The following is a 25,399-nucleotide window of genomic DNA, read 5'->3' on the forward strand; positions in this document are numbered from 1 at the left end:
TCCCAGAGGTGCCCTCACCCCCACCCCCTCACCCAGAGGCGCCCTCACCCCCAGCCCCTCTCCCAGAGGGAGAGGGGAGCTGAAGCGGCGCGTTCGCGACAGCGTTGTGTAGCAATGACTACAACAGTGAGGAGAGAGGATGGGAGCCTATCGCCGATAGGGCTACAGGGACTGCAGCAGGTGGAGCACGGTGAAAACGCCAATGCCCAGCAGGACGAGGGATCCCGCCAAGAAGCCGTAGGCATTGGAGCGGTGCTCTTCCAAGAGGGCCTCAGCGGATTTGGGCGCGATGATGAACCGTCCTCCCGAAAGGGGTTTTCGGATCACAGGATCCCCTGCCTCAGAACGCACCTCCCCCATGGCAAAGGCCATCCCATCCACCGGGAGCACCCATTCTTTGTAGACAAAGGAGCGGGTGGAGCGATTTTCTGTTCTCATCCGGGAAAAGTAGCGTTTGAGATCGAAGTTGAACCGGCTGGGGCCTTTTCCGGGGAAAACAGTCTCATCCACAACCAACATGGCCTCTACCTCGGCACCTGTGGGATCCACCCTCACCCTTCCGGTTTCGTCTTCGATGAAAAAAGGGAGCTGGCGAACCACCGAGTGAAGGGTCTCAGTTCTTGTTTCTGTCTCTCTCTCAAGGAGATATTCCCGACCCGTGCTCGGATCGTAGTACACATTGCTGTAGTACTTCTGGGGAGGGCCTGCTTCAGAAAACTGCGATTTTTCCAGATGGCCTGGGAAGCCAGGCTTTTGCGGGTAATCGGAGTAACCAGGCTTTTTCTGGAAAAAGTCCGAAGGGGGGTAGCCAGAGCCGGGTTTTTGCTGAAAGGAGGCCGCGCTGAAGTAGCCAGAGCCGGGCTTTTGTTGGAAAGAATCAGAGTAGCCGGGATCCACCCTTTTCTGGAAAGAACCGGAGTCAGAGTAGCCCAAGCCGGGCCTTTTTCCGGTCATTCCCCCCGGATAGGATTTTGCCCGAGATCCCAAGCGCAGAGCGTTCTGGTATTCGCCTTCGCTGATCCGTTCCCTGTAGGCGACATCGCCTTCGCTATTCAAATACTTTCGATAGCACTCGGCTTCGTCATACTCCCAAGTGATCTCCGACTTGTAGTAGACACAAGGCTGGCGTGAAAACTCCGATACCAAAGGCCGATCGCACACAATCCTGCCGTAAACTTGGGCCAAGTTCGATCCTTTTGGGCTTGTCTGACCGAGATTGCGAAGCTCGGCTACCTTGAGCAACCGAGTTGCAGAGAGCTGCTGAACCAACCTCTGGGAGCGCAAATACTCAAAAAATGAAAACAGAGAGCCGGGAAGACAAAGTAGCCCAAGCAGCGTCAGCCAGTTCATAGAGGCCTTCCTTTCCGATGGGATGGGAGTGAAGTTGGCCTCATGCTAGCAGTTACCTGGGAACAGGATTTTAAGAGGAGTTTAAGGCCAGCTCTCCACCCGGCAACTGGGACGGGTTTCCCCGTAAGGCTTCCAGGAAGGCAAAGACTGCCGGCGGATGCAGCGCCGAGGCCAGGATGGCAGCCCCGATCACCCGCTCCAGGGGGATGGGCAAGCGGCGGATCTGGATCCCTGCGGGAATGGGGAGGGCAGCCAAGCGGGGCAAAATAGCAGCCCCCAGACCCTGCGCCACCATGTTCACAATGGTGGAGTCTTCCTTCACCAAGTAGGCCACCTTGAGGGTTTGGTGGGCCGCTTCCCAGTGGTTGCGCACCGCCGTGGTGCATTCGGCGTAGTTGTAGAGAATGTAAGAAAAGCGGGAAAGATCCTCCCAAGTGAGGGTTTCCGGCAGGGGCCCAAAACTCAGCGGAACCAACAAAATGAACTCGTCGCGGGCGATCTCCCACGTCTGCAGATCCTCAGCAGCCCGCGGCAAGGGCAATAGGCCAATATCCACCTGGCCTGAGCGCAGCAGATGTTCCACTGTGGCCGGATCTTCTTCTGTAAGGGTGACGGCAACCTGCGGAAATTGTTGGCGGAAGCGGGCAATCACCGGCGGCAGCAAATGGGTTGCAGCACTGCGAAAAGCGGCAACCCGCACATTTCCCCCCCGCAACCCTTTTTCCAGGTTGGCTTCATACTCCATTTGTTCCCACAGTTGCAGCATCTTGCGGACATGGCGCATTAGTCGCTCCCCCACCGGCGTTAGGCGGGCCCCAAAGCGACCGCGCACCAACACAGACACCCCCAGTTCTTCCTCTAGGCTGGCGATGGCCCGGCTCACCGCCGACTGGGAAATCTGCAATTGCAGGGCGGCATCGCTGAAATTCCCCCGCTCCACCACAGCCACCAGAGTTCGCAGTTGTGAGATGTTCATGGATCCCATCTATTCGATCTGCGCATAGATGTGATGCTATCTCAGATTTGAACCCTCTGCTGGGCCTGACTAAACTGACGACATAACTCCATCTTCACACTGCGAAACAGCACGAAACAGTGTGAAAACCTGTTTTTCTCTCTGTCGTTGGTCAGGTGTTCCCATGGCGAGCTCCATGTTTGCCCTGCTGCCTTTTCATCAATTTCGAGATACCCCCGGCGTACGTTTTTTCGACATCACAGTTGCCCAATCCAACGCCCGCGACTTGGTTTATCATGATGGGCCGGCTATCAGTCCCCCCGACAATCCTCAAGGCTATTGGCAGTTTTACATGCATCCCCACCAAGAGGACAACTTGTTGGCTCTGTGGGGCGGGCGGACGTTTTATTTGGTGAATTTTAGCTGGCGGGATCCCTTCCACATTGTGCGCTTGGAAGCCAATCGAGGTATTTTGCGCATTCCCCCCGGCACTTTCCACCGTTCCATCTCCGATCCGCAGGGATCCATCGTTTTGAACCAGGCGGTGCGCGACGAAAAAGCCATCTTGGAAAAAGAATTTCGCATCTACGACAGCAGCCGTATTCCCCGATTGCTGCAGGTGACCTCGGCGCCCGCACCTTTGCCCCGCATTTGTGCCTAGCACGCGGCAGGTCAATCAAGGCTGGCGATCGGGCGGTGGTACACCGATAAGGCTCGGCCACCTTTGCGGATCCCTGCGGGCGAAAACTGGGGCTAAAGTAGAGAAGGGTGCTGGGGGCTCGACCCATGCTTTCTCTGGAGCGGAAGGGCGCGGCGGATAGCTCGATCAATTTGGCGGAGTACATCGACCACACGCTGCTGTTGCCGATGGTGACCCCAGAACAGATCGAGCAGGGGTGCGCAATTGCCTTGCGCTACTGTTTTCCCACTTTTTGCGTTCCACCTTGTTACGTGCCGCGGGTGGTGGAGCGGCTGCATGGATCCCCGGTCAAGGTAAGCACGGTGGTGGGGTTTCCCTTGGGCACCACCACTGCGGAGGCTAAGCTCTATGAGGCTCAACTGGCGGTGGAGCAGGGGTGCCGGGAGCTGGATGTCCGCATCAACTTGGCCTGGCTCAAGGCGGGGGAGCTGGATCGCCTCCATGCCGAGATTGCCCAACTGGTGGAAGAAACGGGGGTTTGCGTCAAGGCCATTTTGGAAACGGCCCTCTTGACCGAGGCAGAGAAAAAGCTGGCCGGGGAGATTTGCATCGATGCGGGGGCAGCTTTTTTGATGACCTCCACCGGCTGGATGGGCGGGGCGACGCCGGCAGATGTGCAACTGTTGTGGCAGCTCAGCCGGGGTAAAGTGGGGGTGAAAGCTTCGGGCGGCATTCGCACGCTGGCTCAAGCAGAGGCCATGATCCAAGCAGGGGCCAGCCGCATCGGCACCTCTTGGGGGCTGGAGCTCATGCAAGAGCTGCAAGCCAGAGGAACCGCATGAGTGGGCGCACCTATCGGGTGACGGGCATCAACCTAAAGGGGATCCCGCTGGGCGAGTCGGATCGGATCATAACCATCTTGACCCGCGAGCAAGGCTTGATCCGCGCGGTGGCCAAGGGATCCCGTAAGCAGCCTTCCAAGTGGGGAGGGCGAATGGAGCCCTTTGTCATCAACGAGCTGCTGATCGCGCGGGGGCGCTGGTCTGCCCAGACGGAGGCCTGCCAACGTCTGCAGCGCATTGTCCAGGTGGAAACTCTCCAGACTTTTCCTCGTCTTGGCCGCAGCTTGGCCCATCTCACGGCGGCCCAGTACCTGGCGGAGGTGGCCTTGCTACTGGCCTTGCCCGACCAAGCCCAGGAAGAGCTGTTTGTGGTGTTGGTGGAACACTTGCAACGCATCGAACGGGCCGCTTCGGAGCGGGCCGTTTTGCCTTTGCTCATCCATGGGCTGTATCACCTCCTGGCGTTGGCAGGGTTCGCTCCCCAGGTGCAAGCCTGTCACTTCTGCGGGGGGGGGTTGGTCGATAACGTTTTTTTCAGCCCGCAATTGGGCGGCTTGGTCTGCGATCCTTGCCGGGTGGCGCAGCGGCCCAGCCCAATTGTCTGGGTCTCCAGTTCCGTCCTGCAAGCTTTGGGATCCCTGCCCAGTCCAACTTTGCCCCTGGCCGAAGATTCGCTGCCCTTGGCGGCTTGGCTGGAGGCAGAACGTCTGTTGCGGCGCATTTTGGAGCATCACGCCGACCGCGAAATCCGTTCCGCTGGCCTGCTGGACAGTTGCTATACTCTTCCCACTGCCAACGGCTAGGGAGTGGCGGCAGCCACTTTTTCTGCCGAATAGCCATTCGAGTCATTCTGACCCAGCGCAGCCCTTGTCGCAACCTGAAGAAGTTGTGAAGGTATGTATCAAGTTGGGCTAAATTGCCGCAGAATAGAGCGTTAAGGTGGGGTAGCAGCCGTTTCTGGATGATAAATTAGGGAGTAGAAAGTAACTTCTTACGAAGGTTTCTCAGGTTTGGCAGGGGTCAACCGCAAGGGTTTGTCAGGGGGCCACGCCTGTGCTGCTGGACAAAGTTTAGAACTTTAAGATCGAGTCCGGTGGCCAAAGAGCCTGCTGTTCTGTGTCTGTTTCCCAGGGCTGCATCCTTGAGGTGCGGCTTTGGCCGCTAACAGACGAGGAGTTGGGGGGTCTGAAATTCCCTGGGCAAACCCATCCATTCCAGATCGGCCCCATTGCATCTGCTCACCCCAATTTAGCGCTTGCCTCAATTTTTCTAATCTTTTTTATTGAGAAGTTCAGGAGTTGCGGCACCGTGGAAGCACAGCGTAAGGAACGGATTCTGGTGGTCGACGACGAGGCTAGCATTCGACGCATTTTGGAAACCCGTCTGTCCATGATCGGGTACGACGTGGTTACGGCTTCGGATGGCGAGGAGGCGCTGGAGGTTTTCCACAAGCAGGATCCCGACCTGGTGGTGCTGGATGTGATGATGCCAAAGCTGGATGGCTATGGAGTTTGCCAGGAGTTGCGCAAGGAATCCGACATTCCGATCATCATGCTGACGGCGTTGGGGGATGTGGCCGACCGCATCACGGGGTTGGAGCTGGGGGCAGACGACTATGTGGTCAAGCCCTTTTCGCCCAAGGAACTGGAAGCCCGCATTCGCTCGGTGCTGCGACGGGTGGCGCGGGCAAGCCACGAGGGGATCCCCAGTTCTGGAGTGATTCAGGTGGGGGATATCCGCATCGATACCAACAAGCGGCAGGTCTATAAACGGGACGAGCGCATCCGCCTGACCGGGATGGAGTTCAGTCTGCTGGAGCTGTTGGTCAGCCGCTCGGGGGAGCCGTTTTCCCGCTCCGAGATTTTGCAGGAGGTGTGGGGCTATACTCCGGAGCGCCATGTGGATACGCGGGTGGTGGATGTCCACATTTCGCGGCTGCGGGCCAAGCTGGAAGATGACCCCAGCAATCCAGAGCTGATCCTGACGGCCCGCGGCACCGGCTATTTGTTTCAGCGCATCGTTCAGGGCGAGGAATAGGTGGGGTTTTGAGAAGGGATCCCTGACAGCGTCTCTTCGAGGGCGACCCGCACCTGCCGCAACACGCCAACCCAGTCTCCTGGTGTGTTTTGCCGAAACAGGCGCATTGTCTCAGGGTACCAGGGGCTGTCTTGCCGCTGGAGGAGCCAGCGCCAATCGGCGGCAAAGGGCAACAGCACCCACACCGGCTTGCCCATCGCGCCGGCCAAATGAGCAACGGCTGTATCGACGCTGATCACCAGATCCAACTGGGCAACGGCTGCGGCTGTATCGACAAAATGGCGAAAACGGGATCCCAACTCCATCACCTGGTGCTGTTCCAGGAGGGATCCCACTGGGCTTAGATCTTCCCCCACCTGTAGGCTGACCCACTGGATGGCGGACGTTGGCAATTCCCGGAGCAGCAAGTCCAAAGGACAACTTTTCAGCCTTTGCACGCGGTTTAGCTCAGGGTTGGCGCGGCGGCCACTGGCCCATACCAGTCCCACCTTCAGTTTTCGCGGGGGAAGCTCTGGCCAATCTTCCGGCCAGGCCGAGCTCCCATCGGGACAGGTCAGATAGGGGATGCGGGCGGGAATTGTCTCCAGCGTGGTGCCCAGGCGGTGGGGCAGGCTGAGCAAGGGCAGGTGCTGGTCGAAAGAGGGCAAGGGATCCTTCTCCGAGATAACCTGTACCTGGGGGAAGGCGGCTTGCACCAGCTCGACGAGGGAGCCCTGACAGCGGAAGAAAATTTGGGCTGCAGGATGGGCGGCGGCCAAGAGCGGCAGGTAGCGCACAAACTGAATCGTGTCCCCCAGCCCTTGTTCGGCGTAGATCAGCAGCGTCTGCTGGCCCAGAGGGGATCCCGGCCACAGGGGCGAGAGGAAGCGCGGATAGGCTGCCCCTTGTCGCTGCAGCCGCCATTCGTACTCCCGCCACCCCTCCTCATAGCGGCCCAGGGTGAGCAAGGCCGTGCCCAGGTTGTAATGGATCTCCGGCCAGTCGGGGGCCAACTGCAGGCCGCGTCGATAAGCCTCAATAGCGGCCTCGAGTTGGTTTTGCTCTTGCAGGACGGTGCCCAGGTTGTTGTGGGGCTGCGCCTCCTCCGGCAGCAGCGGGATGGCCTGTCGCAGACAGTCGGCGGCCTCCTCTAGGCGGTCTTGTAGGTGCAGGCAGTGGCCGAGGTTGACGAGAATCCGCCCCTCCTGCGGCGCCAGGGCGAGAGCGCGGCGAAACCAGGCTTCCGCTTCCCCAAGCTGGTTGTCGAACAGGAGGGCGTTCCCCAAAGTCGCCAAAGCATAAACTTGGGGAGGCTGGGCTGCTGCGGCCTGGCGCAGCACCGCAATCGCCTGCTCCCGCTTCCCCAAAGCCAGCCAACAACTGCCCAACCGGAAGAGCAGTTGCCCATCGGCAGGAGCAAAAGCCAAGCCCTGTTCATAGGCGCGCGCCGCTTCCTCTGGGTTGCCGAGCTGCATCCAGGCATCGCCCAGCTCCTGCCAGGCTGGCACCCAGTCCCTTCTCAGATGCAAAGCCAATTGCAGGGGGGTCAGGGCTTGGCAGGGATCCCCCATCTGCAGATAGAGGGATCCCAGCAACGCCTGGGCGGCGAACAGGTGGGGATGGGCCCGGGTAAGCTGCCGGCAGAGGTGCAGTGCCGTCTCCAGATCCCCTGCTTGTCGGTGGCGCTCGGCCAGCGCCAGGGTCGCCTCTGGGGAAGGGCAGGGGGGTAGAGCGGAGCCTCGTCCTAGGCCCTTTGGCCCAGCCGTCTGCCGGTCGCTTTTTCCTCGCCCGAAGCCCTGTGGCACGGTTTTTCCCTTGGTGGATCCCTTTTTACCCTTCCCGCCGGCATGCGGCAACAGCGGGACATCTTCCTACTCAGGTTAACAGTTCAGGTTAGTAGGACGTTCTTGACAGAGTGTTCCTAACCCCCCGCCCATGCATCGGGCCATCCTCGGGGCTTGCCTTCCGAGGGCTCAGTTGCGGCGAAACAGGCTGTCTAAGTAAATACGGGCGGCGCGCCGATCTGTGTCTCCGCTCTGGAGCAGGAATAGCGAGAGTGCCGCCGTCACCACCCGATCTTGATCCCAGTCGGGGTGACGAGAGAGGTAGTTTTTAAGAGTGTCGTGTAGCTCCTCGGGAATTTCGCTCAAAATGCTGACGGTGGGAGAATCCATAGCCCAACCACCTACTCGGGGTTAACAGTGAAACCAAGAAAACCTAGGGATCCGGCCAAAACCGGGCCTGCCCAGAAGAGAATCGAAAACAAACCAACCCAGCTCTCTAACTTGGGTATGCCGGGGGCCGCATCAGCCCCGTCAAAAGCAAGACAGTCTGTAGAAGTTTGCCCCTAGCCCGTCCGGCAGCGGCCAGAGGATACCAGGCTGCCCCTTGGCCTTGTCTCAGGCAGGAGAAGGGATAGAGTTCTTGGGCAAAGGGTTCTTTGCCTCTGAGGAGAGCTGCCAGGAAAATCTCCCCCTCACCTCAGGTGCGGCTATTCTGCCCTCTGCCCCATGGGGGCTGTCAATCCTGGGCAGCGGCTCCAAGTTTGTTAGAGTCCGCCGCTGGTTTTGATGCCATCGGCAAAAACGGCGCGATCCCGTTACATTCCTAAAGGTGTATCCGCCTGAACTTTCCAGTTTGGACTTTTCCACAGAAACCCTCGCTGCCGTTTCCTGTGGCAAGGAGTCTGTGGAAAACAGCCCGCTCGCCTGTGGAAAGTCTGGGGAAAACCTGTGGATTTCTGAGAAATCTAAATTTGTCCAAAAATTTTTTCTCGCGAGCCCCCTCAGGGCCACTCGACCCGGTAGCGCAAAAACAGCTCCTTAGAGCCACGGTGGCACTCCAGCAGCTCCAGCTGGGGCGGGGATCCCTGCAGTTGCCAGCCCTCGATGCTAGCCGGGGCATCGGCATACCCACTCAGCAACACCGGCGCCAGGGTTACCCACAGCTCATCCAAGCTCCCTGCCTGCAAAAACGCCCCCAAAAGCCGCCCCCCGCCCAGCAACCCCACCCGTTCAATGCCCAAACTGCGCAGGCGGGCCAGCCGTGCCAGTAGATCCCAATCGGCAGCCACCCAGATATCTGCAAAGCCGGTGCGGTTCTCCCAAATCCGGGATCCCTGGGGAGTGGTCCACAGCCAACGGGTGAGGGGCTGCCGAAAAAACGGCAAATCCTCAGGAATATCCCCGCTGCCGGAGCAGATGATCGTCAGAGGCTGAGGGGAGAGGCCCTGCTGGAGTCGGCGTTGGATGAGCTCGGGATCCCGGAGGCGAAGGCTGGTGCCGTAGGCCCGCAGCGTGGCCGCCCCCATAATCAAAGCCTGTTGCCGGGCAGCTTGGTTTTCCAGGTGCCGATAGTCTTCGGCGCTGGCGAAGTGGGGCCTTTGCCCGCGGTGAGCTGCCAGCTTGCCATCCAGACTTTGGGCCAAGATGGCCACCACATGGGGACGAGCCGTTTTCAAAGGCAAATCGGGAGCAATCGGCCAGAATAGAGTTGACAGGGGTCACCCCCTTGCCGCTTTGGTTTTGGGGTCACCTACGCGGGACAAGGATGCTCGGGACATTCCAATCTTCCACCATCCGCATCGAAGTCGAGGCCAGTGCATCGACGATACAGCGCTGCTTGACCGAGGTGGAGTTGTTGCAGCAGTGGATCTGGCCACAGCAATTGCAGGGATCCCTGCCCGCCAGGCTGGAGCCGGGCAGCACCTTTGCCGTCCAATGGGGCCCCCTCTCGATCCTGCACCAAGTGGAAACCCTGCTGCCGGAACGGCTGCGCCTGCTGATGTGGGGCGGAGCCGATGGCTACTGTGATTGGCGGTGGGGGAACGGCTGGGTGCAGTTGCGGGTAGAAGCCGTTTCTCTCTTGCCCTTGGGCTTGGGACAATTGCTGATGCTGCGCCGGCTTCAGCAGTTTGCTCAGAGCCGGGAACAACGGCCTCTTGCAGCTTAAAGATGGACATTCCTGCAACATCCGTGGATCCCCGGCTTGACAAAATGCATCATAGTTGCACTCCCTCGCCTTTCTAAGAATTTTCCGACATGATAGCTGTAGTTAAGCTTACTCCTCATGTCCGAGAGGCCCCATGAATCCGTTGACCAGCTCCAGCCCAGCCGCTATTGAGCGGGAGAAGTTCGAGATCCGCTTGGGGGAAGCCCTCAACAAAGCGGGGTTGCTCACCCCCGCCCAGTTGGCTCAGGCCATGTGGGAAAAGGCGGACAGCCCCCTGATGTTGGGGGAGCTGTGTATGCAGCACGGCTGGGTTGCCCCGCAAGATCTCTATTCTTTGATCCCGGTCGAGTTGGTGCGCATCGGCGAGATCCTGGTGCTGCACGGCTACCTGGAGCTGGAGCACGTGTATCAAGCTCTGCTTCAGCAAAAGCACCACCCCGAGCGCAAGTTGGGGGAGATCCTGGTGCAGCAGGGCTGGGTGCAACCCCACTGGTTGGAGTGGGCCCTGGACAAGCAGCAGCAGCTACGGCGACGGCGAGGAGCTGCCAACAGTTGGGAAGTGATGGTGGAGCAGTGGTCCACCATTCCGGATCAGCCTCCCCTCTACGCTTCGCCGCTGCAGGCATCGCAGCAGGTTCACAAAGCTACCGCGCAATACAAAGCCCAACTGGAGCGCTACCAAGAGCAGGTTGCCGCCCTAAAGGCGCAACTGGAGCAGGAGCGACAGCACCAGCAAGCTACAGCCGAGCAGTTGCGGCAGCAGATTGCTAACTACCAGGCCCAGCAGCAGCGAATGGCCGAGTTGGAAGCCCAACTGGCCGCCCAGATTCAGCAAGGATCCGAGCAACACAGGGCTGCCCAGCAGCGCATTCAAGAGTTGGAGGAGCAGCTCCAAGCCCAGCAAGATCGGGGATCCGCGCAAGTCCAGGCCCTGGCCAAACAGTTGCAAGCTTCCCAAGCCGAGCTGGAGACCTTACGTCGCCGCTGCCACGAGCTGACAGAATGGCAATCCCAGGCCAAACCCAAGCTGCAAGAGCTGGGATCCCGGCTGCAGCAGCACCAGCAAACGGAAGCCCACCTGCGCCAGACGCTGGAGCAGAAGGAAGCCCAACTGGCCACCCTGAGCCAATCGTTGCAGGAGCACCAGCACCAACTCCAACTGGCTCAATCGACGAAAACTCGCCTCATCGCCGACCTGGCCCACGCCCGCCAAGAAGCCGCCGAGACCATCCACCGGCTGCAGATGCAACTGCAGGAAACTCAAGCCCGACTCCAAGAAACCCAAGCCCAGCTCCAACAGGCCCAAGAGCAGGTGCGTCAGCTCCAAGCCCAACTGCAAGCAGTTCAGACACAGCCAGCCCCTCCCCCTGCCACCGCGCCTACGGCCCAGCAACAAGTCCCGCCGCAGGCCATCTCAACGCCGACTGTAGCCGCAAGAGCAGCAGAAGGGGAATTACCGCCCCAAGGGTATTTGGGAGAAGAGGACTTGGAAGCGCTGCAGCGGGCCACCCCTTGGGTGCAGCGGATCTTGACCCAATTGCGGGCAGCCGGCCTCCTCGACAATGCTGGCATCGAAGCCATCATCCATGGCTGGGAAACAGAGGGCGGCACCTTCACGGATGTGCTGACCCACCACAGCGGCCTCAAGCCAGAGACGGTCAAGTTTTTCAGCGAAGACGGCTACTCTGTGTACCTAGCAGGTGGACGACATGTAGCCGACTACCTTAAGGCTTCGGGGCTGGTCAGCGCCGTCCAAATCGAACAGATTCAGAAGCACCTGCCGCCGGCGGGATCCCTGTGCCAGGCCCTTGCCCAAGCCGGGATCCTGTCGCAGGCCACCGCCCTCTATTTTGAGCACCACTTCGGCGGCAAAAAGCCCCGCCGCTCCCTGCGGGAAGAGCTGATGTTGTGAGAGCGGGTCGGGAATCCGCACCTCTTTCCCATCTCTTGCACCGGCAGGGGATCCGAAGGCAAATAGGGGCTGCCGGCGGACGCCAATGCGTTCACCAGAGTTCACTAGACTAGGAACTAGAATAGACTCAGAATCAACAGCGGCCTATTTTTGGCTGTTGAGAAAGTTGAATCAAATCTGAGGCATTAAAGTTACGGGATGTTGTCTTGAGTTCTGCTGCTATGACCACGGAAGCTCCCACTCGACTGGCTCAGCAGTCGTCTCCATCGAGAACCCGGGTTCGTCAGCCCTACCCCCACTTCAAGGTGATCGTCTTGGATGACGATTTCAACACCTTTCAGCACGTTACCGAATGCCTGCTCAAGTACATCCCAGGCATGACCCTGCCCTTGGCGCGACAACTAACCGTGCAGGTGGATGCCGAAGGGCAAGCGGTCGTCTGGGTCGGCCCGCAAGAGCAAGCGGAGCTCTACCATCAACAGTTGCTGCGGGAGGGCCTGACGATGGCCCCCCTGGAGCCGGCCTGAAGCACAAGTTGCTCGTAGCTGCGCTCAACGGCGGCCAACAGCTCTGCCTGGCCCCAGCCGGCATATAGGCTGCTGGCAATGGCCAGCCCACCTGCCCCCACCCCCTCCTTGACATAGCCTCGCTCGTAAGCCTGTAAGGGGGCGTAGCGGCTATTGGCAAAGCTCAGTTGGGTGGCCAAAAGGGGGGCAGTTCCCAGCAACTCGGCCAAGGCCACCGTATTGCCGGAGGGATCCTCGGCCACCCAGCGGGTGGTGCCTACCACTACGTTCTCCGGGGGCCAAGGGATCCCTTGCTCTTCCCCCCAGCGCCGCATCAGGGCCAGCACCGCCAGCATCTGGGTGCCGCCCGCCAGCAGCACCGGCCCCCGCTGGGCTGCCGCCATCGCCAGTCCGGCCACAAAGGGCTGCATCGGATCCCCCACAGCGGCCACCACCTCCGGCGCTGTAGCGTTGGGCGAGAGATGGGCCAGACCTTGCCGCGCCAAGGCCAGCTTTTGGGCGTGGTTGCAGACCGGGTGGCTGCTGTTGACCATGCCCTCTGCTTGCCAGCCCAGCCCCAGCAACACCGCCAGTGCCGTGGTGGTGCCCCCTGCCACACATTCGCCGATGACGCAATAGCTCGACTCCAGCCGGGATCCCCGCTCGTACCCCTCCTGCCACAGGGATCTCACCTGTTCCAGAGATAAAGCCTGCCCCGTGCTCAAGCAGCGGGCCATCCCCCTGGCGCTTGCCGTTTCTGCCCCTGGCAGCGGCTCCGGCAAACCACAGTCGAACACGCGACAGGGGATCCCCAACTCCCTCAGGACGGCGCGGCTGATCACCACCGGTGAAGGATAGCCATCGGGAGAGGTGGGTAAGCGGTGAGAATAGCCCCCCAGCAGCACCTCTCCATCGGCAAGGGCCGTGTAGCGCCGCAAGGAGGGCGTGGCGCCGGCAGCAGAGATGCCCGGCACAAGAGCTGTTTCCGTAAACCCCAGGCAGGCCAAAAACAGCGGTCGGGATCCCTGCACCCGTTGGCACCACTGCCGGGCCAAAGCCGGCTGCGTGTAAGCCTTCACACCAGGAAAGGGGAACATAGCAGAGAGCGGGGCAGACAGGCCCAAACTCCATTCTCCACCCAAGCGAAGGGCGGGATCCCGTACTGGCCGGAAAACGGCAGGGACTGCGCCCCCCAGCCCGATCGGATAGGATAGGTATACCCAATACAGTTTATGCAGAGCAAACCGAAGGCCATGAGTTTTTTCGACTCGGAGATCGTCCAAGAAGAAGCCAAGCAACTGTTTCAGGACTTCCAAAACCTGATGCGACTTGGCGAGCGCTACGGCCAATTCGACCGGGAAGGCAAAAAAATCTTCATTGAGCGAATGGAAGAATTGCTGGAGCGCCAGCGCATTTTCATGAAGCGACTGGAGCTCTCCGACGACTTTATGGCTCAGATGACCATCAAACAACTGCAAACCCAGCTTGGGGGATTTGGGCTCTCCCTAACCCAAATGTTCGACCAGATGCACCAGACCCTAGAGCGCATGAAAGCCGAGGCAGACTCTGAGCGTTGACCCCAAAGAATGACCCAGACAAAAGGATCATGTCTTCTTCCCGCCAGACCCGCAACCAGAAATTAATTCTGGAGCTGCTAGAGCAGCGCTCACAGCCCCTTTCGGCGCAAGAGATCTTTTTGGAGTTACGCAATGCCAACCACACGGTGGGTCTGGCCACGGTTTACCGAGTTTTGGATGCTCTGCGCAATGAGGGCAAGCTGCAGGCGGTCAACTTGGGGGATCAGCAAACCTACTATCAGGTTCTGCCCAGCAACGGCCACAACCGCCATCACCTGATCTGCACCGAATGTCGGCGGGTGGTGCCTCTGCCGGATTGCCCGGTGGAAGATCTGGAGGAGCAGCTTGCCAGCCGCTACCAATTTGTGATCGAGTACCATGTGCTGGACTTCTACGGCATTTGCGCCGAATGTCGTGGAAAAGGTGGGCCAAGCCCTGCTTTGCAGAGATCCCCTTGCCTCGAGGCCAGGCCGCAATGATGAACTATCTCTGGACGGTGTTGATCGGGTTGGCAGGTGCCCTGATCGCAGTCAAGCTGAGGCTGCCGGCAGGAGCCTTGGTGGGCTCGATGGTAGCAGTGGGTTTGGTCAATGTTTGGGGGGCGATCCCGATCCCCACTCCCCCAGCCGGGATCCGCTTTGTCATGCAGGTGGTGCTGGGTATTCTCCTAGGCAGCAAGCTCACTGCTGAGACCTTCTTTGCCCTGAAGGATCTGTGGCGACCGGCCCTGCTCTGTACGGTGATTGCGGTGGGCACGGGAGTTTTGTCGGGGTATTTGATCTCCCGTTGGTTGGGCATCGAGCGCCTCACGGCCATCTTGGGCACGGCGCCAGGGGGCATTTCCGATATGAGCTTGATTGCCCTGGACATGGGAGCCCAAACCAGCACAGTGGTGGTCATGCATCTGGCCCGCCTGATCAGCGTCATCGTGGTCGTCCCCTGGGTGGTACGGCTGCTGATCCAGCCGGGCACCAGCTAGGCAAGCCCCTAGAGCTGCAGCAGGGGGTGGGTTAGACTAAGGAGCGATACAGAACTTAACAACCGAACCTCCGCCTTGGAACTTTCCCCTTCTCCACTGACCTACCAGGCCGACGCCGCAGGATCCCCTTGGAGCGCTGCTCTCTGTTCTAACGTCTCCTCTGGCCAAGGCGATTGGTGGCCTCTGCAACTGCATTGGCAGGGGGAGGCAGACCCGCTACAGCCTGAGTTGGTGCAGGTGGATCCCGTGTTGCGCCTGCTGCTCTTGGGGGATGGCTTGACCACCCGCAACCTAGCTGTCTTGACCCAAGAGCCGATTCAGGCCCATCTGCTCGACACGGGCCGGGTCGATTTGCCGGCGGAGCAGAGGGCTGCCCCCCAGTCCATGCAACGGCTGGCCAAGGATTTGGCACGGCTGGGATCCCCCTTGGTGCGGCGGCGGGTTTGGCTGTGTGGAGCAACCTCTCAGCAGCCCTTGCTCTATGCCACCTCTTGGTGGAACTCCGACCATCTGGCTCGATACTTGCCCCATCCCAATCTGCCCATTGGTCAAAACCTAATCCAAGAAAAACTGGAGACCTTTCGCGAGTTGCGGCGGCTCTACTACGGCGAAGCCGAGCCCATTGCCCGGCTTCTCAACTGCCCCGGTCCTTTTTGGGCTAGGCACTATCTCCTGTTACACCGGGGCCAGCCTTTGACGGTTATTTACGAGGTCTTTTCCTCCCGCCTGCGGGCCAGAGTCCTGCCTGGTTAGGGCACCCAGCGCACGGCTTGCCGGCGTTCTTTGCTGCCGTTGGCCGATAGCATGCGAGTTGGGCTGGCCGCTAGGAGGGAGAAAGGAGACCAGCAGAAGGGGCAACTGGGACCGAGATCCTTCTAGGGCGTTGCCCGTGTCGGATGTCTGGGGGGACAGAGGAGGCTGCCAGAGAAGGATCCGCATTGCCGAGAAACTGAGAGGTGCCAACAACAACCGTTTTGCTGGCCACATCCAAACCTTGGGCCGGGCTGAGGACATTCCAGAGGGCCAAACTTGCCAAACAGAGAGCAGCCCCCCTCCAGCCGGCACTCAAGAGCGCAAGCCAAGCAGCAGAGGTCACAGCCGGCTTTGGCAAGGGGGAGGGCTGGGGGAGGAGGCTGAGATGTAGACTCAGCGTTGCTGGCTATTGCTGAGGGACGTGGTATCTCGCTGGGCCAATTGCTGCAACCCTTCGGGGAAGTCGGCAGGCAGACGAGCTGGGTGAATCTCGCGCACCCGCCGACGGTAAGCGGCTTTGATCTCCTCCAGGCTGGCTTGGGGAGAAAGCCCTGGTAGTAGGTGGGGAAACAGGCGGAGGGGCCAGGGGAGACTCGGTAGAGAACCAGGGATCCCTCGCCAGCATATCCTGCCCGTTTTGGGAAAGCTGTTGGATAGGCTTTCCAGGAATCCCATTGATTCTGTCTCCCAGAACAAATTTCTGACCCCGAGGGGATCCCTGTCCTAGAGCTACTATGGAGCTGAGCAAACGGGGTGCTTGAGCGAGGAGAGATGGCTTCAGAGCGTCCAGTTTGGCGGCAGCGGTATCAACTCGAGCGGCGGCTGAGCAAGCGTAGCGGTAGACACACCTACCTAGCGCGGGATCTCCTCACCTCAGAACCGGTTGTCATCAAGCTAATCCTATTCGGGCCGGATTTCAACTGGGCCGACCTGAAGCTGTTTGAGCGAGAAGCCCAGATCCTGCAAACTCTCTCCCACCCGGCCATTCCCCAGTACCGCGATTGCTTTGAAATTGCCCTGAAAGGGGGGCGCGGCCTGGCGCTGGTGCAAAGCTACATCGACGCCCCCTCGCTGCAGGAGTGGATGGAGCGAGGGCGGCGTTTTGCCGAGCCGGAGGTGCGCGACCTAGCGCAAAAGCTGCTGCGCATCCTCATTTACCTCCATGAGCTCCACCCGCCGGTCATCCACCGGGATCTCAAGCCCAGCAACATTCTGTTGGCAGCCGACGGGCAGGTGTACCTGGTGGATTTTGGCTCGGTGCAGGCGGCTGGGCCGCGGGAGCAGGGATCCTACACCGTGGTGGGGAGCTACGGCTACATGCCCCTAGAGCAATTTGGCGGCAGAACTGTGCCTGCCTCCGATCTCTACAGCCTAGGCGCCACGCTGATTCACCTGCTGACAGGCCAGCATCCGGCGGACTTGCCGCAGGTGGGATCCCGGATTGGGTTCGAGCCAGCGGTGCAACTGAGCCCGGCCTTTCGCGACTGGCTGCGCTGGCTGACAGAGCCCTTGGTGGCGAACCGTCCCACTTCTGCCCGGCAGGCCCTGGAGGCGCTGGAGCAGTTGGATCGCCGCCCACTGCTGGTTCCTTCGACAGCAGCCGCGGTTCCCCCTCGACGGCCGGCGGGCAGCCGGATTCAACTGCACAAGTCCGAACAGACCTTTGAGGTGGTGATCCCGGCCAAACGACTTCTCGGCTTGGTTTGTTTGCCTCTCGTCGTTGCCGTCATTGCGCTTAGCTACTACGCTCTTTGTATTGCCGCCTCCACGGTCGGGACAGATGAGGAGGCTATGGAGGTTAGTCCTTTTTTTCTGCTCATGCTGGCCTGTGTGCTCTTCGGGGAGGTGGGGTGGTTGGTGCTCCTGACCCTCTACAGCTTATTCGGCAAGGCTTACCTGTATATCGACAAAGAACGGATCAGCTTAGCCTACGAATTGCTTGGCCTGCGTTTTCATCCAGTTCCCCCTAGTCGGCGATGCTACATTGACCGGCTGGAGCTGATCCCGGGCTATACCCGACGACAACCTTATTCTGGGACCCTGGAAGAGGTATGCCCACAGTTGAACATTTGGGCGGGCAACCGCAAGTACGAGCTAAAGAATCTGCAAGAGCCAGAGCTAGAATGGTTGGCCTCGGAGCTGAGCCGTTGGCTGAAGATCCCGATTGAGCGGCAGAAAGGGTAGTCCTCAATCCAGGTAAGCGCTCAGCTCCTGCTCCAAGGTGGGCAGTTGCACCTCTCCCCGCTCCAGCTCCTCCAGGTCTTGCAGTTGTCTACGCAGGCGGGCAATCCGCTCCCGTAGATACTCTTTGATGCCCTTGGCCCCCAGGCTGAGGCAACTGCGGCAGATCTCGCCATAGATTTGGCCGCGGTCGTTGTAGACCACCGCCAGCAGCACCTGCTGCCCCTTTTTCTGGATCGGGGTGGCCCATCCGCCGCAGATAATGCAGGGCACGCGGCCATTGCCCCCGTAAATGCTGCGTTCCCAGACAACTCTCACGCTCGGCCTCACTGCAACTGTCGCCCACCAGCATAAGAACCCAGGGGGATCCCTTGCCACCCCAAACCCCAGAGCACTCGCCACCTCCCCTCTCCCTCTGGGAGAGGGGCTGGGGGTGAGGGGTTAAAATCGCCCTGTCAGGCCCAAAACCGCACCGCCTGCCGGGATCCCTGGCACCCAAGAGAAGGCTGCAGTCTATTGAGAGGATCCCCACTCAACGGTTAGGGTTGCCAAGGTGTCCAAATCCTGTTTCTATTGCCGATATGATGAGCCAAGCCCCTCTGCGCAGCATCGTCTCTCCCTTAACCCACAACCCCCTCTGGTACAAAGACGCGATCATCTACGAGCTACCGGTGCGGGCTTTTGCCGATAGCGATGGCGATGGAGTGGGCGACTTCCAGGGCCTGACGGAAAAGCTGGACTACCTGCAGGATCTGGGCATCACGGCCCTCTGGCTGCTGCCCTTTTTCCCCTCCCCTCTGCGGGATGATGGGTACGATGTTTCTGACTTTACCAACGTCAACCCCACCCTAGGCACCCTAGAGGACTTCAAAATCTTTCTAGATGCCGCTCACCAACGCGGGATCCGCGTCATCATCGAGCTGATCCTCAACCACACCTCCGATCAGCATCCCTGGTTTCAGCGGGCTCGGCGCGCCGCCCCCGGCACCCCCGAGCGGGACTTCTACGTTTGGAGCGACACCCCGGAAAAGTACAAAGAGGCCCGCATCATCTTTCAAGACTTTGAAACTTCCAACTGGGCCTGGGATCCGGTGGCCAAAGCCTACTACTGGCATCGCTTCTACTCCCACCAGCCGGATCTCAACTACGACAATCCTGCCGTGCAGAAGGCCATCTTCGAGGTGGTGGACTTTTGGCTGAGCATGGGGGTGGACGGCCTGCGGTTGGACGCGGTGCCCTATCTGTACGAGCGGGAGGGCACCAACTGCGAGAACCTGCCGGAAACCCACGCCTTCCTCAAGGCCCTACGCAAACACATCGACCAAAGGTATCCGCATCGCATGCTGCTGGCAGAGGCCAACCAGTGGCCGGAAGATGCTGTGGCCTACTTCGGCGACGGAGACGAGTGCCACATGGACTTCCACTTCCCCCTGATGCCGCGGCTGTTCATGGCCATCCAGATGGAGGATCGCTTCCCCATCATCGACATCCTGCAGCAGACTCCCCCCATTCCCGAAACCTGCCAGTGGGCCATTTTCTTGCGCAACCACGACGAGCTCACCCTGGAGATGGTCACCGACGAAGAGCGGGACTACATGTACCAGGTGTACGCCAAGGATCCCAACGCGCGGGTCAACCTGGGCATCCGCCGCCGCTTGGCGCCCCTGCTGGGCAACAGCCGCCGCCGCATCGAGCTGATGAACAGCCTGCTGTTTTCCCTGCCCGGCACGCCGGTGATCTACTACGGCGACGAGATCGGCATGGGGGACAACATCTACCTGGGGGATCGCAACAGCGTGCGCACGCCGATGCAGTGGAGCGCCGACCGCAACGCCGGCTTCTCTCGGGCTAACCCGCAGAAGCTCTACCTGCCCATCGTCATCGACGCCGAGTACCACTACGAAACCGTCAACGTGGAAGCGCAGCGGAACAACCCCTATTCCCTGTGGTGGACGATGAAACGGATGATCGCGGTTCGCAAGCGCTTCCAAGCTTTTGGCCGCGGCTCTTTTGAGCTGCTGCACCCGGAAAACCGCAAGGTGCTGGCCTTCATGCGGGCCTACGGCGACGAGCGCATCCTGGTGGTGGCCAATCTCTCCCGCTATGTCCAGTGCGTGGAGCTGGACTTGGCTCACTGGGAGGGGCTGATCCCGGTGGAGATCTTCGGGCGCACGCCGTTTCCCCCCATCGGCCAACTGCCCTATTTCCTGACCCTGGGCCCCCACTCCTTCTACTGGTTTTCCCTCGAGCCGCAGCGACCAACGGAGCGGATCCACCCCAGTCACAGCAAGCCAGAAGAGTTGGATCGCCTGCCCACCCTGCTGGTTCAAAACGGCACGTGGGAAAGCCTCTTTCAAGGGGAAAGCCAAAAGCAGGTGGAGGCGGTCTTGGGCGACTACCTCTACCGCTGCCGTTGGTTCGGCTCCAAAGCCCGCCAGATCCAGTCGGCCCAGGTTTTGGATGCCATTCCCTGTAACCGGGAAGGGGATCCCCCCTTTCGGGGCCAGATTTTGCTCTTGCAAGTCGAGTTTACCGAGGGGGAAGCAGAACTCTACTCTTTACCCGTGGGCTACGCCACTCAAGAGGCGGCCCTGCACCTGCGCGTAGAGGCGCCCCAGGCAGTCATCCTCCCTGTGCAGGTGGCCGGGGATCCGCCGGGCGTGCTTTTCGACGCGCTGGCCGATAAAACCTTTTTGTCGTTGCCGCTGCAGATCATCGCCCAGCAGGGCCGCCTGCGCCACTCCTCAGGGGAGCTGTGGGCCACCACCTTTGCTCCCTTTGAGTACGACCTCGGCCTTGAACCCCGCATCCTCAAGGCGGAGCAGAGCAACACCTCGGTGGTCTACGGCAATCAGTACATCCTCAAGTTCTACCGCAAGGTGGCCGAGGGGGTGAATCCAGAGCTAGAGATCGGCCGCTACCTGCTGGAGCACCATCCCCAGGTGCGGGTGCCGCGGCTGTTGGGATCCCTGGAATATCGCCGCCGCCGTGGGGTGCGGGGCTTTGATCCCAGCGATCAGCCCATCACGTTGGCCATTTTGCAGGAGTACATCCCCAACGAGGGGGATGCCTGGCACTACACGCTGGACAGCCTGGGGCAGTTTTTCGAGACGGTGCTGGTTCACTACCTAGAGGTGGATCCCGTGCCCGTTCCGCAGGGATCCTTCTTGGAGCTGTCTCAACTCCCCTTGCCGGAGCTGGCCTACGCCACCATTGGCAGCTACCTGGAGTCGGTGCGGATCTTGGCCAAGCGCACCGCCGAGCTGCACCTTGCTCTGGCTGCCGACACCGAAAACAAAGACTTTGCCCCCGAGCCCTTCTCCAGTCTCTACCAACGCTCCATCTATCAATCCATGCGCAATTTGGTGGGGCAGGTGTTTCCGCTGCTGAACAAGCAGATCCCCAAGCTGCCGGAGGTGGAGGCCAAGTTGGCCCGGGCTGTTCGCGACCAAGAAGGGGAGATCATGAGCCGCTTCCGCCTCATCCTGGAGCGGAAGATCACGGCTTTGCGCACTCGCTGCCATGGGGATTACCACTTGGGCCAGGTGCTGTTTACCGGCAAGGACTTTGTCATCATCGACTTTGAAGGGGAGCCGGCCCGCTCCCTGGGAGAACGCCGCCTCAAACGCTGCCCCCTGCGGGATGTGGCAGGGATGCTGCGCTCTTTCCACTACGCCGTTCACACCGGCTTGCGCCAGCAACTGGAAAGCGGCCTGGTCTGCGGGGACAAGTGCCCCGACATGATGCGCTGGGCCCAGTTTTGGCACCGCTGGGTTTGTGCTGCTTTCTTGGCCGAGTATCTCCAGGTGGCTTCCCAAGGGGCTTTTCTGCCCCGCAGCCCGCAGGAGCTGGAAGTGCTGCTAGAGGCCTATCTGCTGGAGAAGGCCATCTACGAGCTGGGCTACGAGCTCAACCACCGTCCCGAGCAGGTGGAGATCCCGCTGCGGGGGATCCTGCAGTTGCTGGGCATTTCCACCCAGGTTTGAGGGATCCCGGATGTGCGGACGGTTTAGCCTGGCGGTTGCTCCCGAACGGCTGCAGCAGCATTTTCAACTCGAGAGGGGGGCAGTGGCGGCGCTCCAGCCCCGCTACAACATTGCCCCTGCTCAGCCAGTGCTGGCGGTGGTGGCGGGATCCCTTCAGCGCCAGGCCACTCAGTTCCGCTGGGGCTTGATCCCCAGTTGGAGCCGCACTCCCAAGGCCGGGTGGATCAATGCCCGCGCCGAGACCGTGGCCGAGAAACCCTCTTTCCGCCAGGCCTTTTGCCGCCGCCGCTGCCTGATCCCGGCAGATGGCTTCTACGAGTGGGCCGACCAGGGCACGGCCAAGCGACAGCCCTACTGGTTTTACCTGCTGGATCGACCGGTGTTTGCCTTTGCCGGCATTTGGGAGCGCTGGCGCAGCCCACAAGGGGTGGAGAGAGAAACTTGCGCCATCCTCAACACGCCAGCCAATCGGCTAATGGGGCTTTTCCACGAGCGGATGCCGGCCATTTTGCTAGAAGACGATTACGACCTCTGGCTGGATCCGCAGGTGCGGGATCCGGCGCGGCTCCTGCCCTTGCTTCGCCCCTACCCGGCAGAGGCCATGGCCGCCTACCCCGTCAGCACCCATGTCAACAACCCTCGCCACGAGGATCCCACATGCCGGGCTCCCATCGGAGAAGCGGTGCAGGGATCCAACCTCAGCGAGCCCGCTGGTAGCGCATCCCCGGCAGTTGCACCAGCCAGCCCTCCAGTTCCATAAGCAGCAGGGTGCTGGAGAGGGTGGCAATGTCCATCTGGGTGGCCTGAGCCAGGGCATCGAGGCTGAGGATGTCGTTGCCCAGGAGCTGCCAGAGAAGCTGCTGCTGCGGATCCCTGGGGCCGGCGGACAAGGGTTGGTCTGGGAGAGGGGATCCCTGAACTAAGCCCAGCTCTTGGAGCAGCTCCTCGATCCCCAGGATCATCGCTGCACCACTGCGGATGAGGTGCAGACAGCCGCGGGCCGCTGCCGTGTCGATATTCCCCGGCAGGGCATACACCTCCCGCCCGTATTGGTTGGCCAGGTGGGCGGTAATCAGCGCCCCTGAGCGCTCTGGGGCCTCCATCACCAGAGTGGCGCGGCAGAGGCCGGCGATAATGCGGTTGCGCTGGGGAAAGTGCTCCTTGGCCGGCGGCGTGCCGGGGGGATATTCGCTGAGGACGGCCCCTTGTTCCAGGATGCGCCGGTAGAGAGCGCGATGGTGGGCGGGGTAAACCTGATCCACCCCAGTTCCCACCACGGCCACCGTCTTGCCGCCTGCCTCCAGGCAGGCCTGGTGGGCAATGCCGTCGATCCCGGTGGCCAGTCCCGACACCACCACGCAGCCAGCTTCCGCCAGGGCGGCGCTGACTTTCTGGGTCCACTGCTGACCGTAGGGGGTGGGGGCGCGGGTGCCGACAATAGCGATGGCCGGCTGCTGCCAGTCGGGGCACTCGCCTAAGACGTAGAGAAGGGGCGGTGGATCCGGCAGCTCCCACAACAAGGGCGGATAGCCGGGATCCGCAGGGGTTAGGAAGGGGATCCCCGGCTTTTGGGTTTGCTCCAGGATCTCCCCAGGGTCGAGGCCAGGACGGGCAGAGACAATCGTTTCTGCCAGGGTGGGGCCAATGCCCTCTACCTGCAGCAGGGCCGGAACGTCCGCCTGCCAGGCCCGTTCCAAGGATCCAAAGAATTCCGCCAGCCGCTTGAGGCGATGGGGGCCGATCCCTCTAATCCGCGCCCAAGCCAGCCAGTAGGGCCGCTCTCGTTCGCCCCCAGGTTCCCTTTTGCCGGCAGGATCGGAAGACAAGTTCAGCTCCCCCCAACAGTGGCTGTACCTTAAGTAATGGTCAGCAAAAAAGCAGGAGATAGGCAAATGTTAGGGTTGGATCCTGCTGGTGGTTCTCAGGCGGCAAGGCCATTGCGGTTTGGACAAGGGCGCCAGGCTTGGGTGTGGGGGATCTATCCGCTGCTGTGGCTGTTGACCTGGGTGGGATCCCGCTCGGCCCAGCCGCAGCTATGGGGGATCCCGGCTTGGTACTGGGGAGCAGGGTTGGCGGTGCTGCTGTTGGTGCCCCTGAACTTCTACTTTGTGCGAACTTGCTGGCCCAGGGCTGGAGATGAGTGACACGGTTTTGAGTTTGGGTGTGGTGGGGGTGTACTTGCTGCTGCTGGCGGCCATTGGCTGGTGGAGCTACCGCCGCAGCGGCCAGGATCCGGTCAGCTATTTCCTGGCAGGGCGGGGGCTGGGATCCCTGGCCTTGACCTTGACCACGCTGGCGACGCTGCTCAGCGCCTTTACCTTCCTCGGCGTGCCGGCGGATGCCTACACCCACGGCCTGGGGATTTTTTTGGCCGTGGGGGTCACCACGGCGCTGATCTCAGGGCTGTTTTTTGGGGTGGGCTACCGGGTGTGGCTGGCGGCCCGCCACTTTGGGTTCATCACCCCCTCAGAGTTCTTTGGCCACCGCTTCAACAGCCCTCTCCTGGCCCTGCTCTATTGCCTAAGCGCCCTGACGTTTACCGCCCCCTACATCAGCATCCAGATCATCGGCGGGGCGCGCACCCTGGCCGCCGTTTTGGGGGAAGGGATCCCCTACTGGCCCCTGGCGGTGGGGGTGGCGCTGGTCATCCTGGGCTATGTCCTCTTCGGCGGCTCCCAGGCCGTGGTCTGGACGGACGTGGTGCAGGGGATCATCTTGGTTGTGGGGATGGGAGTGGCCTTTGTGGCCGTGGCCTTGAGTTGGGGCCAAGAGGCCGGCAGCCGGTTGGATCCCTGGCTGAGCTTGCCCGGCCCCCAGGGGCGCTGGAGCTGGCAGACCCTGCTTGGCAACCAACTGCTGTTTTTGATGGCTACGCCCCTTTTTCCCCAATTTTTTCAGCGCTTCTACATGGCCAAAAGTGCCCGTCCCTTTCAGACGCTGATGGTGGTCTGGCCGCTGCTGATTCTACTGGTGTTCTTCCCAGCAGCCCTCATTGGCGTCTGGGGTCGGCTGGCTTTTCCTGACCTGCAGCAGCCGGATCAGATCATGCCGCTGATGTTGCAGACCCTGCCCAGCGGCGTGGCGGCAGTGGTGATTACAGCGGCGCTGGCGGCTTTGATGTCTACGGCGGACTCGCAACTGCTAACAGCCAGCTCCCTGGTTACCCGGGATCTGGTGGTTACCTTGCTCAAGCGCCAGCTTTCTCCGCACCAGGAGGAGCTGTTGGGCCGCTGGGTGGTGCTGGGGATTGGGCTGGTTTCCTTTGCCATTGCCGTCAGGCCACCGGGGCTCATCGCCCAGATCGCCACCTGGAGCTTTCAGGGCAACGCCATGCTCTTTCCCCTCTTGATTGCCGGCCTGTACTGGAAGCGGGCTACCCGCGCCGGGGCCGTAGCCGGAGCTTTGGTTTCCAGCGGTCTCACCTTGGGCTGGCTGGCGGGCCTGTTGCCCCAAGCCTGGACGGGGGGCTGGCTGCCGGTGATCCCGGCGGTGGTTGTCGGCACGGCGGTGCTGGTGGGGGTGAGCTTGCTCACTCAGCCCGACCAGGAGAGGCTGGCCGCCTACTATGAGAGCGGCCCTTGGGGGGAGGAGATCTCGAAATAACTGGATTGAGACAGATCCCTCACCCCCGGCCCCTCTCCCTGAGGGACGACCCTCACCCCCGGCCCCTCTCCCTGAGGGATGACCCTCACCCCCGGCCCCTCTCCCTGAGGGATGACCCTCACCCCCGGCCCCTCTCCCTTAGGGATGA

The 25,399-nt window shown here is 60.9% G+C and carries 26 protein-coding genes; 16 read left to right on the top strand and 10 right to left on the bottom strand.

Going from position 1 to position 25,399, the window contains the following annotated elements:
* Positions 1–162: 162 nt before the first annotated feature.
* Positions 163–1,185: an E3 ubiquitin ligase family protein gene (locus tag NW858_RS13920; RefSeq protein WP_414348913.1), complete on the bottom strand. Its 1,023-nt coding sequence runs from the start codon at positions 1,183–1,185 to the stop codon at positions 163–165.
* A gap of 235 nt (positions 1,186–1,420) precedes the next feature.
* Positions 1,421–2,326, bottom strand: a complete 906-nt coding sequence (locus NW858_RS13925) for a LysR family transcriptional regulator (protein ID WP_414335058.1) — start codon at positions 2,324–2,326, stop codon at positions 1,421–1,423.
* 175 nt (positions 2,327–2,501) lie between these two features.
* Between NW858_RS13925 and NW858_RS13930 the strand changes: the two genes are divergently transcribed.
* From NW858_RS13930 to rpaB, 4 genes are all read left to right on the top strand, one after another.
* Positions 2,502–2,966 carry a redox protein gene (locus NW858_RS13930; RefSeq protein ID WP_414335063.1) on the top strand — a complete coding sequence of 155 codons (465 nt, stop codon included), beginning with the start codon at positions 2,502–2,504 and terminating at the stop codon, positions 2,964–2,966.
* Between the two features lie 125 nt (positions 2,967–3,091).
* Complete coding sequence (gene deoC / locus NW858_RS13935) at positions 3,092–3,787, top strand: deoxyribose-phosphate aldolase (protein WP_414348914.1); 696 nt, start codon at positions 3,092–3,094, stop codon at positions 3,785–3,787.
* The gene (recO, locus tag NW858_RS13940; RefSeq protein WP_414520717.1) at positions 3,784–4,590 is read left to right on the top strand and encodes a DNA repair protein RecO; all 807 of its coding nucleotides are present in this window, start codon (positions 3,784–3,786) and stop codon (positions 4,588–4,590) included. Before deoC ends, recO begins: the two co-directional genes overlap by 4 nt.
* Positions 4,591–5,095: 505 nt before the next feature.
* Entirely contained in the window at positions 5,096–5,824 is a 729-nt protein-coding gene (gene rpaB, locus NW858_RS13945; protein ID WP_414335055.1) for a response regulator transcription factor RpaB, read from the top strand.
* Here the strand turns inward: rpaB and NW858_RS13950 are convergent.
* From NW858_RS13950 to NW858_RS13960, 3 genes are all read right to left on the bottom strand, one after another.
* The gene (locus NW858_RS13950) at positions 5,809–7,608 is read right to left on the bottom strand and encodes a tetratricopeptide repeat protein (RefSeq protein ID WP_414520718.1); all 1,800 of its coding nucleotides are present in this window, start codon (positions 7,606–7,608) and stop codon (positions 5,809–5,811) included. The genes rpaB and NW858_RS13950 overlap by 16 nt on opposite strands.
* Positions 7,609–7,776: 168 nt before the next feature.
* Complete coding sequence (locus NW858_RS13955; protein WP_011430239.1) at positions 7,777–7,977, bottom strand: DUF2811 domain-containing protein; 201 nt, start codon at positions 7,975–7,977, stop codon at positions 7,777–7,779.
* 611 nt (positions 7,978–8,588) lie between these two features.
* Entirely contained in the window at positions 8,589–9,263 is a 675-nt protein-coding gene (locus NW858_RS13960) for a RibD family protein (protein WP_414368647.1), read from the bottom strand.
* A gap of 89 nt (positions 9,264–9,352) precedes the next feature.
* Here NW858_RS13960 and NW858_RS13965 point away from each other — a divergent pair, with 89 nt between their 5' ends.
* The 3 genes from NW858_RS13965 to clpS all read left to right on the top strand — a co-directional run bounded on the left by NW858_RS13965 (position 9,353) and on the right by clpS (position 12,193).
* Positions 9,353–9,754, top strand: a complete 402-nt coding sequence (locus NW858_RS13965; RefSeq protein ID WP_414335052.1) for a hypothetical protein — start codon at positions 9,353–9,355, stop codon at positions 9,752–9,754.
* A gap of 133 nt (positions 9,755–9,887) precedes the next feature.
* A complete protein-coding gene (locus NW858_RS13970) occupies positions 9,888–11,666 on the top strand; it encodes a hypothetical protein (RefSeq protein WP_414520719.1) in 1,779 nt (592 codons plus the stop codon).
* 221 nt (positions 11,667–11,887) lie between these two features.
* Positions 11,888–12,193 (top strand): ATP-dependent Clp protease adapter ClpS, encoded by a 306-nt coding sequence (clpS, locus tag NW858_RS13975; RefSeq protein ID WP_414335062.1) that lies wholly within the window; start codon positions 11,888–11,890, stop codon positions 12,191–12,193.
* Here the strand turns inward: clpS and cobT are convergent.
* Positions 12,142–13,269: a nicotinate mononucleotide-dependent phosphoribosyltransferase CobT gene (gene cobT / locus NW858_RS13980; RefSeq protein ID WP_414520726.1), complete on the bottom strand. Its 1,128-nt coding sequence runs from the start codon at positions 13,267–13,269 to the stop codon at positions 12,142–12,144. The genes clpS and cobT overlap by 52 nt on opposite strands.
* Positions 13,270–13,425: 156 nt before the next feature.
* On the opposite strand from cobT, the gene NW858_RS13985 reads away from it, so the two are divergent.
* The 4 genes from NW858_RS13985 (at position 13,426) to NW858_RS14000 (ending at position 15,481) form a co-directional block, all read left to right on the top strand.
* Positions 13,426–13,749, top strand: coding sequence for a DUF1825 family protein (locus NW858_RS13985; RefSeq protein WP_414335060.1), 324 nt, complete (start codon positions 13,426–13,428; stop codon positions 13,747–13,749).
* A 29-nt stretch (positions 13,750–13,778) separates the two neighbouring features.
* On the top strand, positions 13,779–14,228 hold the full coding sequence (locus NW858_RS13990; RefSeq protein WP_414335050.1) for a Fur family transcriptional regulator: 450 nt from the start codon (positions 13,779–13,781) through the stop codon (positions 14,226–14,228).
* Positions 14,225–14,728 (top strand): AbrB family transcriptional regulator, encoded by a 504-nt coding sequence (locus NW858_RS13995; protein WP_414335049.1) that lies wholly within the window; start codon positions 14,225–14,227, stop codon positions 14,726–14,728. Before NW858_RS13990 ends, NW858_RS13995 begins: the two co-directional genes overlap by 4 nt.
* Positions 14,729–14,803: 75 nt before the next feature.
* A complete protein-coding gene (locus NW858_RS14000; protein WP_414520720.1) occupies positions 14,804–15,481 on the top strand; it encodes a chorismate pyruvate-lyase family protein in 678 nt (225 codons plus the stop codon).
* Positions 15,482–15,874: 393 nt separating this feature from the next.
* On the opposite strand, the gene NW858_RS14005 is transcribed toward NW858_RS14000, so the two are convergent.
* A complete protein-coding gene (locus NW858_RS14005) occupies positions 15,875–16,156 on the bottom strand; it encodes a J domain-containing protein (RefSeq protein ID WP_414347365.1) in 282 nt (93 codons plus the stop codon).
* 96 nt (positions 16,157–16,252) lie between these two features.
* On the opposite strand from NW858_RS14005, the gene NW858_RS14010 reads away from it, so the two are divergent.
* A complete protein-coding gene (locus NW858_RS14010; protein ID WP_414520721.1) occupies positions 16,253–17,665 on the top strand; it encodes a serine/threonine protein kinase in 1,413 nt (470 codons plus the stop codon).
* Positions 17,666–17,668: 3 nt separating this feature from the next.
* Here NW858_RS14010 and NW858_RS14015 read toward each other — a convergent pair whose 3' ends face one another.
* Complete coding sequence (locus NW858_RS14015) at positions 17,669–17,980, bottom strand: hypothetical protein (RefSeq protein WP_414336599.1); 312 nt, start codon at positions 17,978–17,980, stop codon at positions 17,669–17,671.
* A 263-nt stretch (positions 17,981–18,243) separates the two neighbouring features.
* On the opposite strand from NW858_RS14015, the gene treS reads away from it, so the two are divergent.
* On the top strand, positions 18,244–21,648 hold the full coding sequence (treS, locus tag NW858_RS14020) for a maltose alpha-D-glucosyltransferase (protein ID WP_414520722.1): 3,405 nt from the start codon (positions 18,244–18,246) through the stop codon (positions 21,646–21,648).
* A 10-nt stretch (positions 21,649–21,658) separates the two neighbouring features.
* A complete protein-coding gene (locus tag NW858_RS14025; protein WP_414377929.1) occupies positions 21,659–22,408 on the top strand; it encodes an SOS response-associated peptidase in 750 nt (249 codons plus the stop codon).
* Here the strand turns inward: NW858_RS14025 and dprA are convergent.
* Positions 22,347–23,474: a DNA-processing protein DprA gene (gene dprA / locus NW858_RS14030; protein WP_414520723.1), complete on the bottom strand. Its 1,128-nt coding sequence runs from the start codon at positions 23,472–23,474 to the stop codon at positions 22,347–22,349. The genes NW858_RS14025 and dprA overlap by 62 nt on opposite strands.
* Before the next feature lie 66 nt (positions 23,475–23,540).
* On the opposite strand from dprA, the gene NW858_RS14035 reads away from it, so the two are divergent.
* A complete protein-coding gene (locus NW858_RS14035; protein ID WP_414520724.1) occupies positions 23,541–23,792 on the top strand; it encodes a hypothetical protein in 252 nt (83 codons plus the stop codon).
* Positions 23,785–25,251, top strand: coding sequence for a sodium:solute symporter family protein (locus NW858_RS14040; RefSeq protein WP_414335812.1), 1,467 nt, complete (start codon positions 23,785–23,787; stop codon positions 25,249–25,251). The genes NW858_RS14035 and NW858_RS14040 overlap by 8 nt, the downstream gene beginning before the upstream one ends.
* On the opposite strand, the gene NW858_RS14045 is transcribed toward NW858_RS14040, so the two are convergent.
* On the bottom strand, positions 25,212–25,399 hold a 188-nt coding region (locus NW858_RS14045), incomplete at its 5' end, for a hypothetical protein (RefSeq protein WP_414520725.1). The genes NW858_RS14040 and NW858_RS14045 overlap by 40 nt on opposite strands.

Source organism: Synechococcus sp. H55.10, assembly GCF_047502715.1.
Classification (GTDB): Bacteria; Cyanobacteriota; Cyanobacteriia; order Thermostichales; family Thermostichaceae; genus Thermostichus.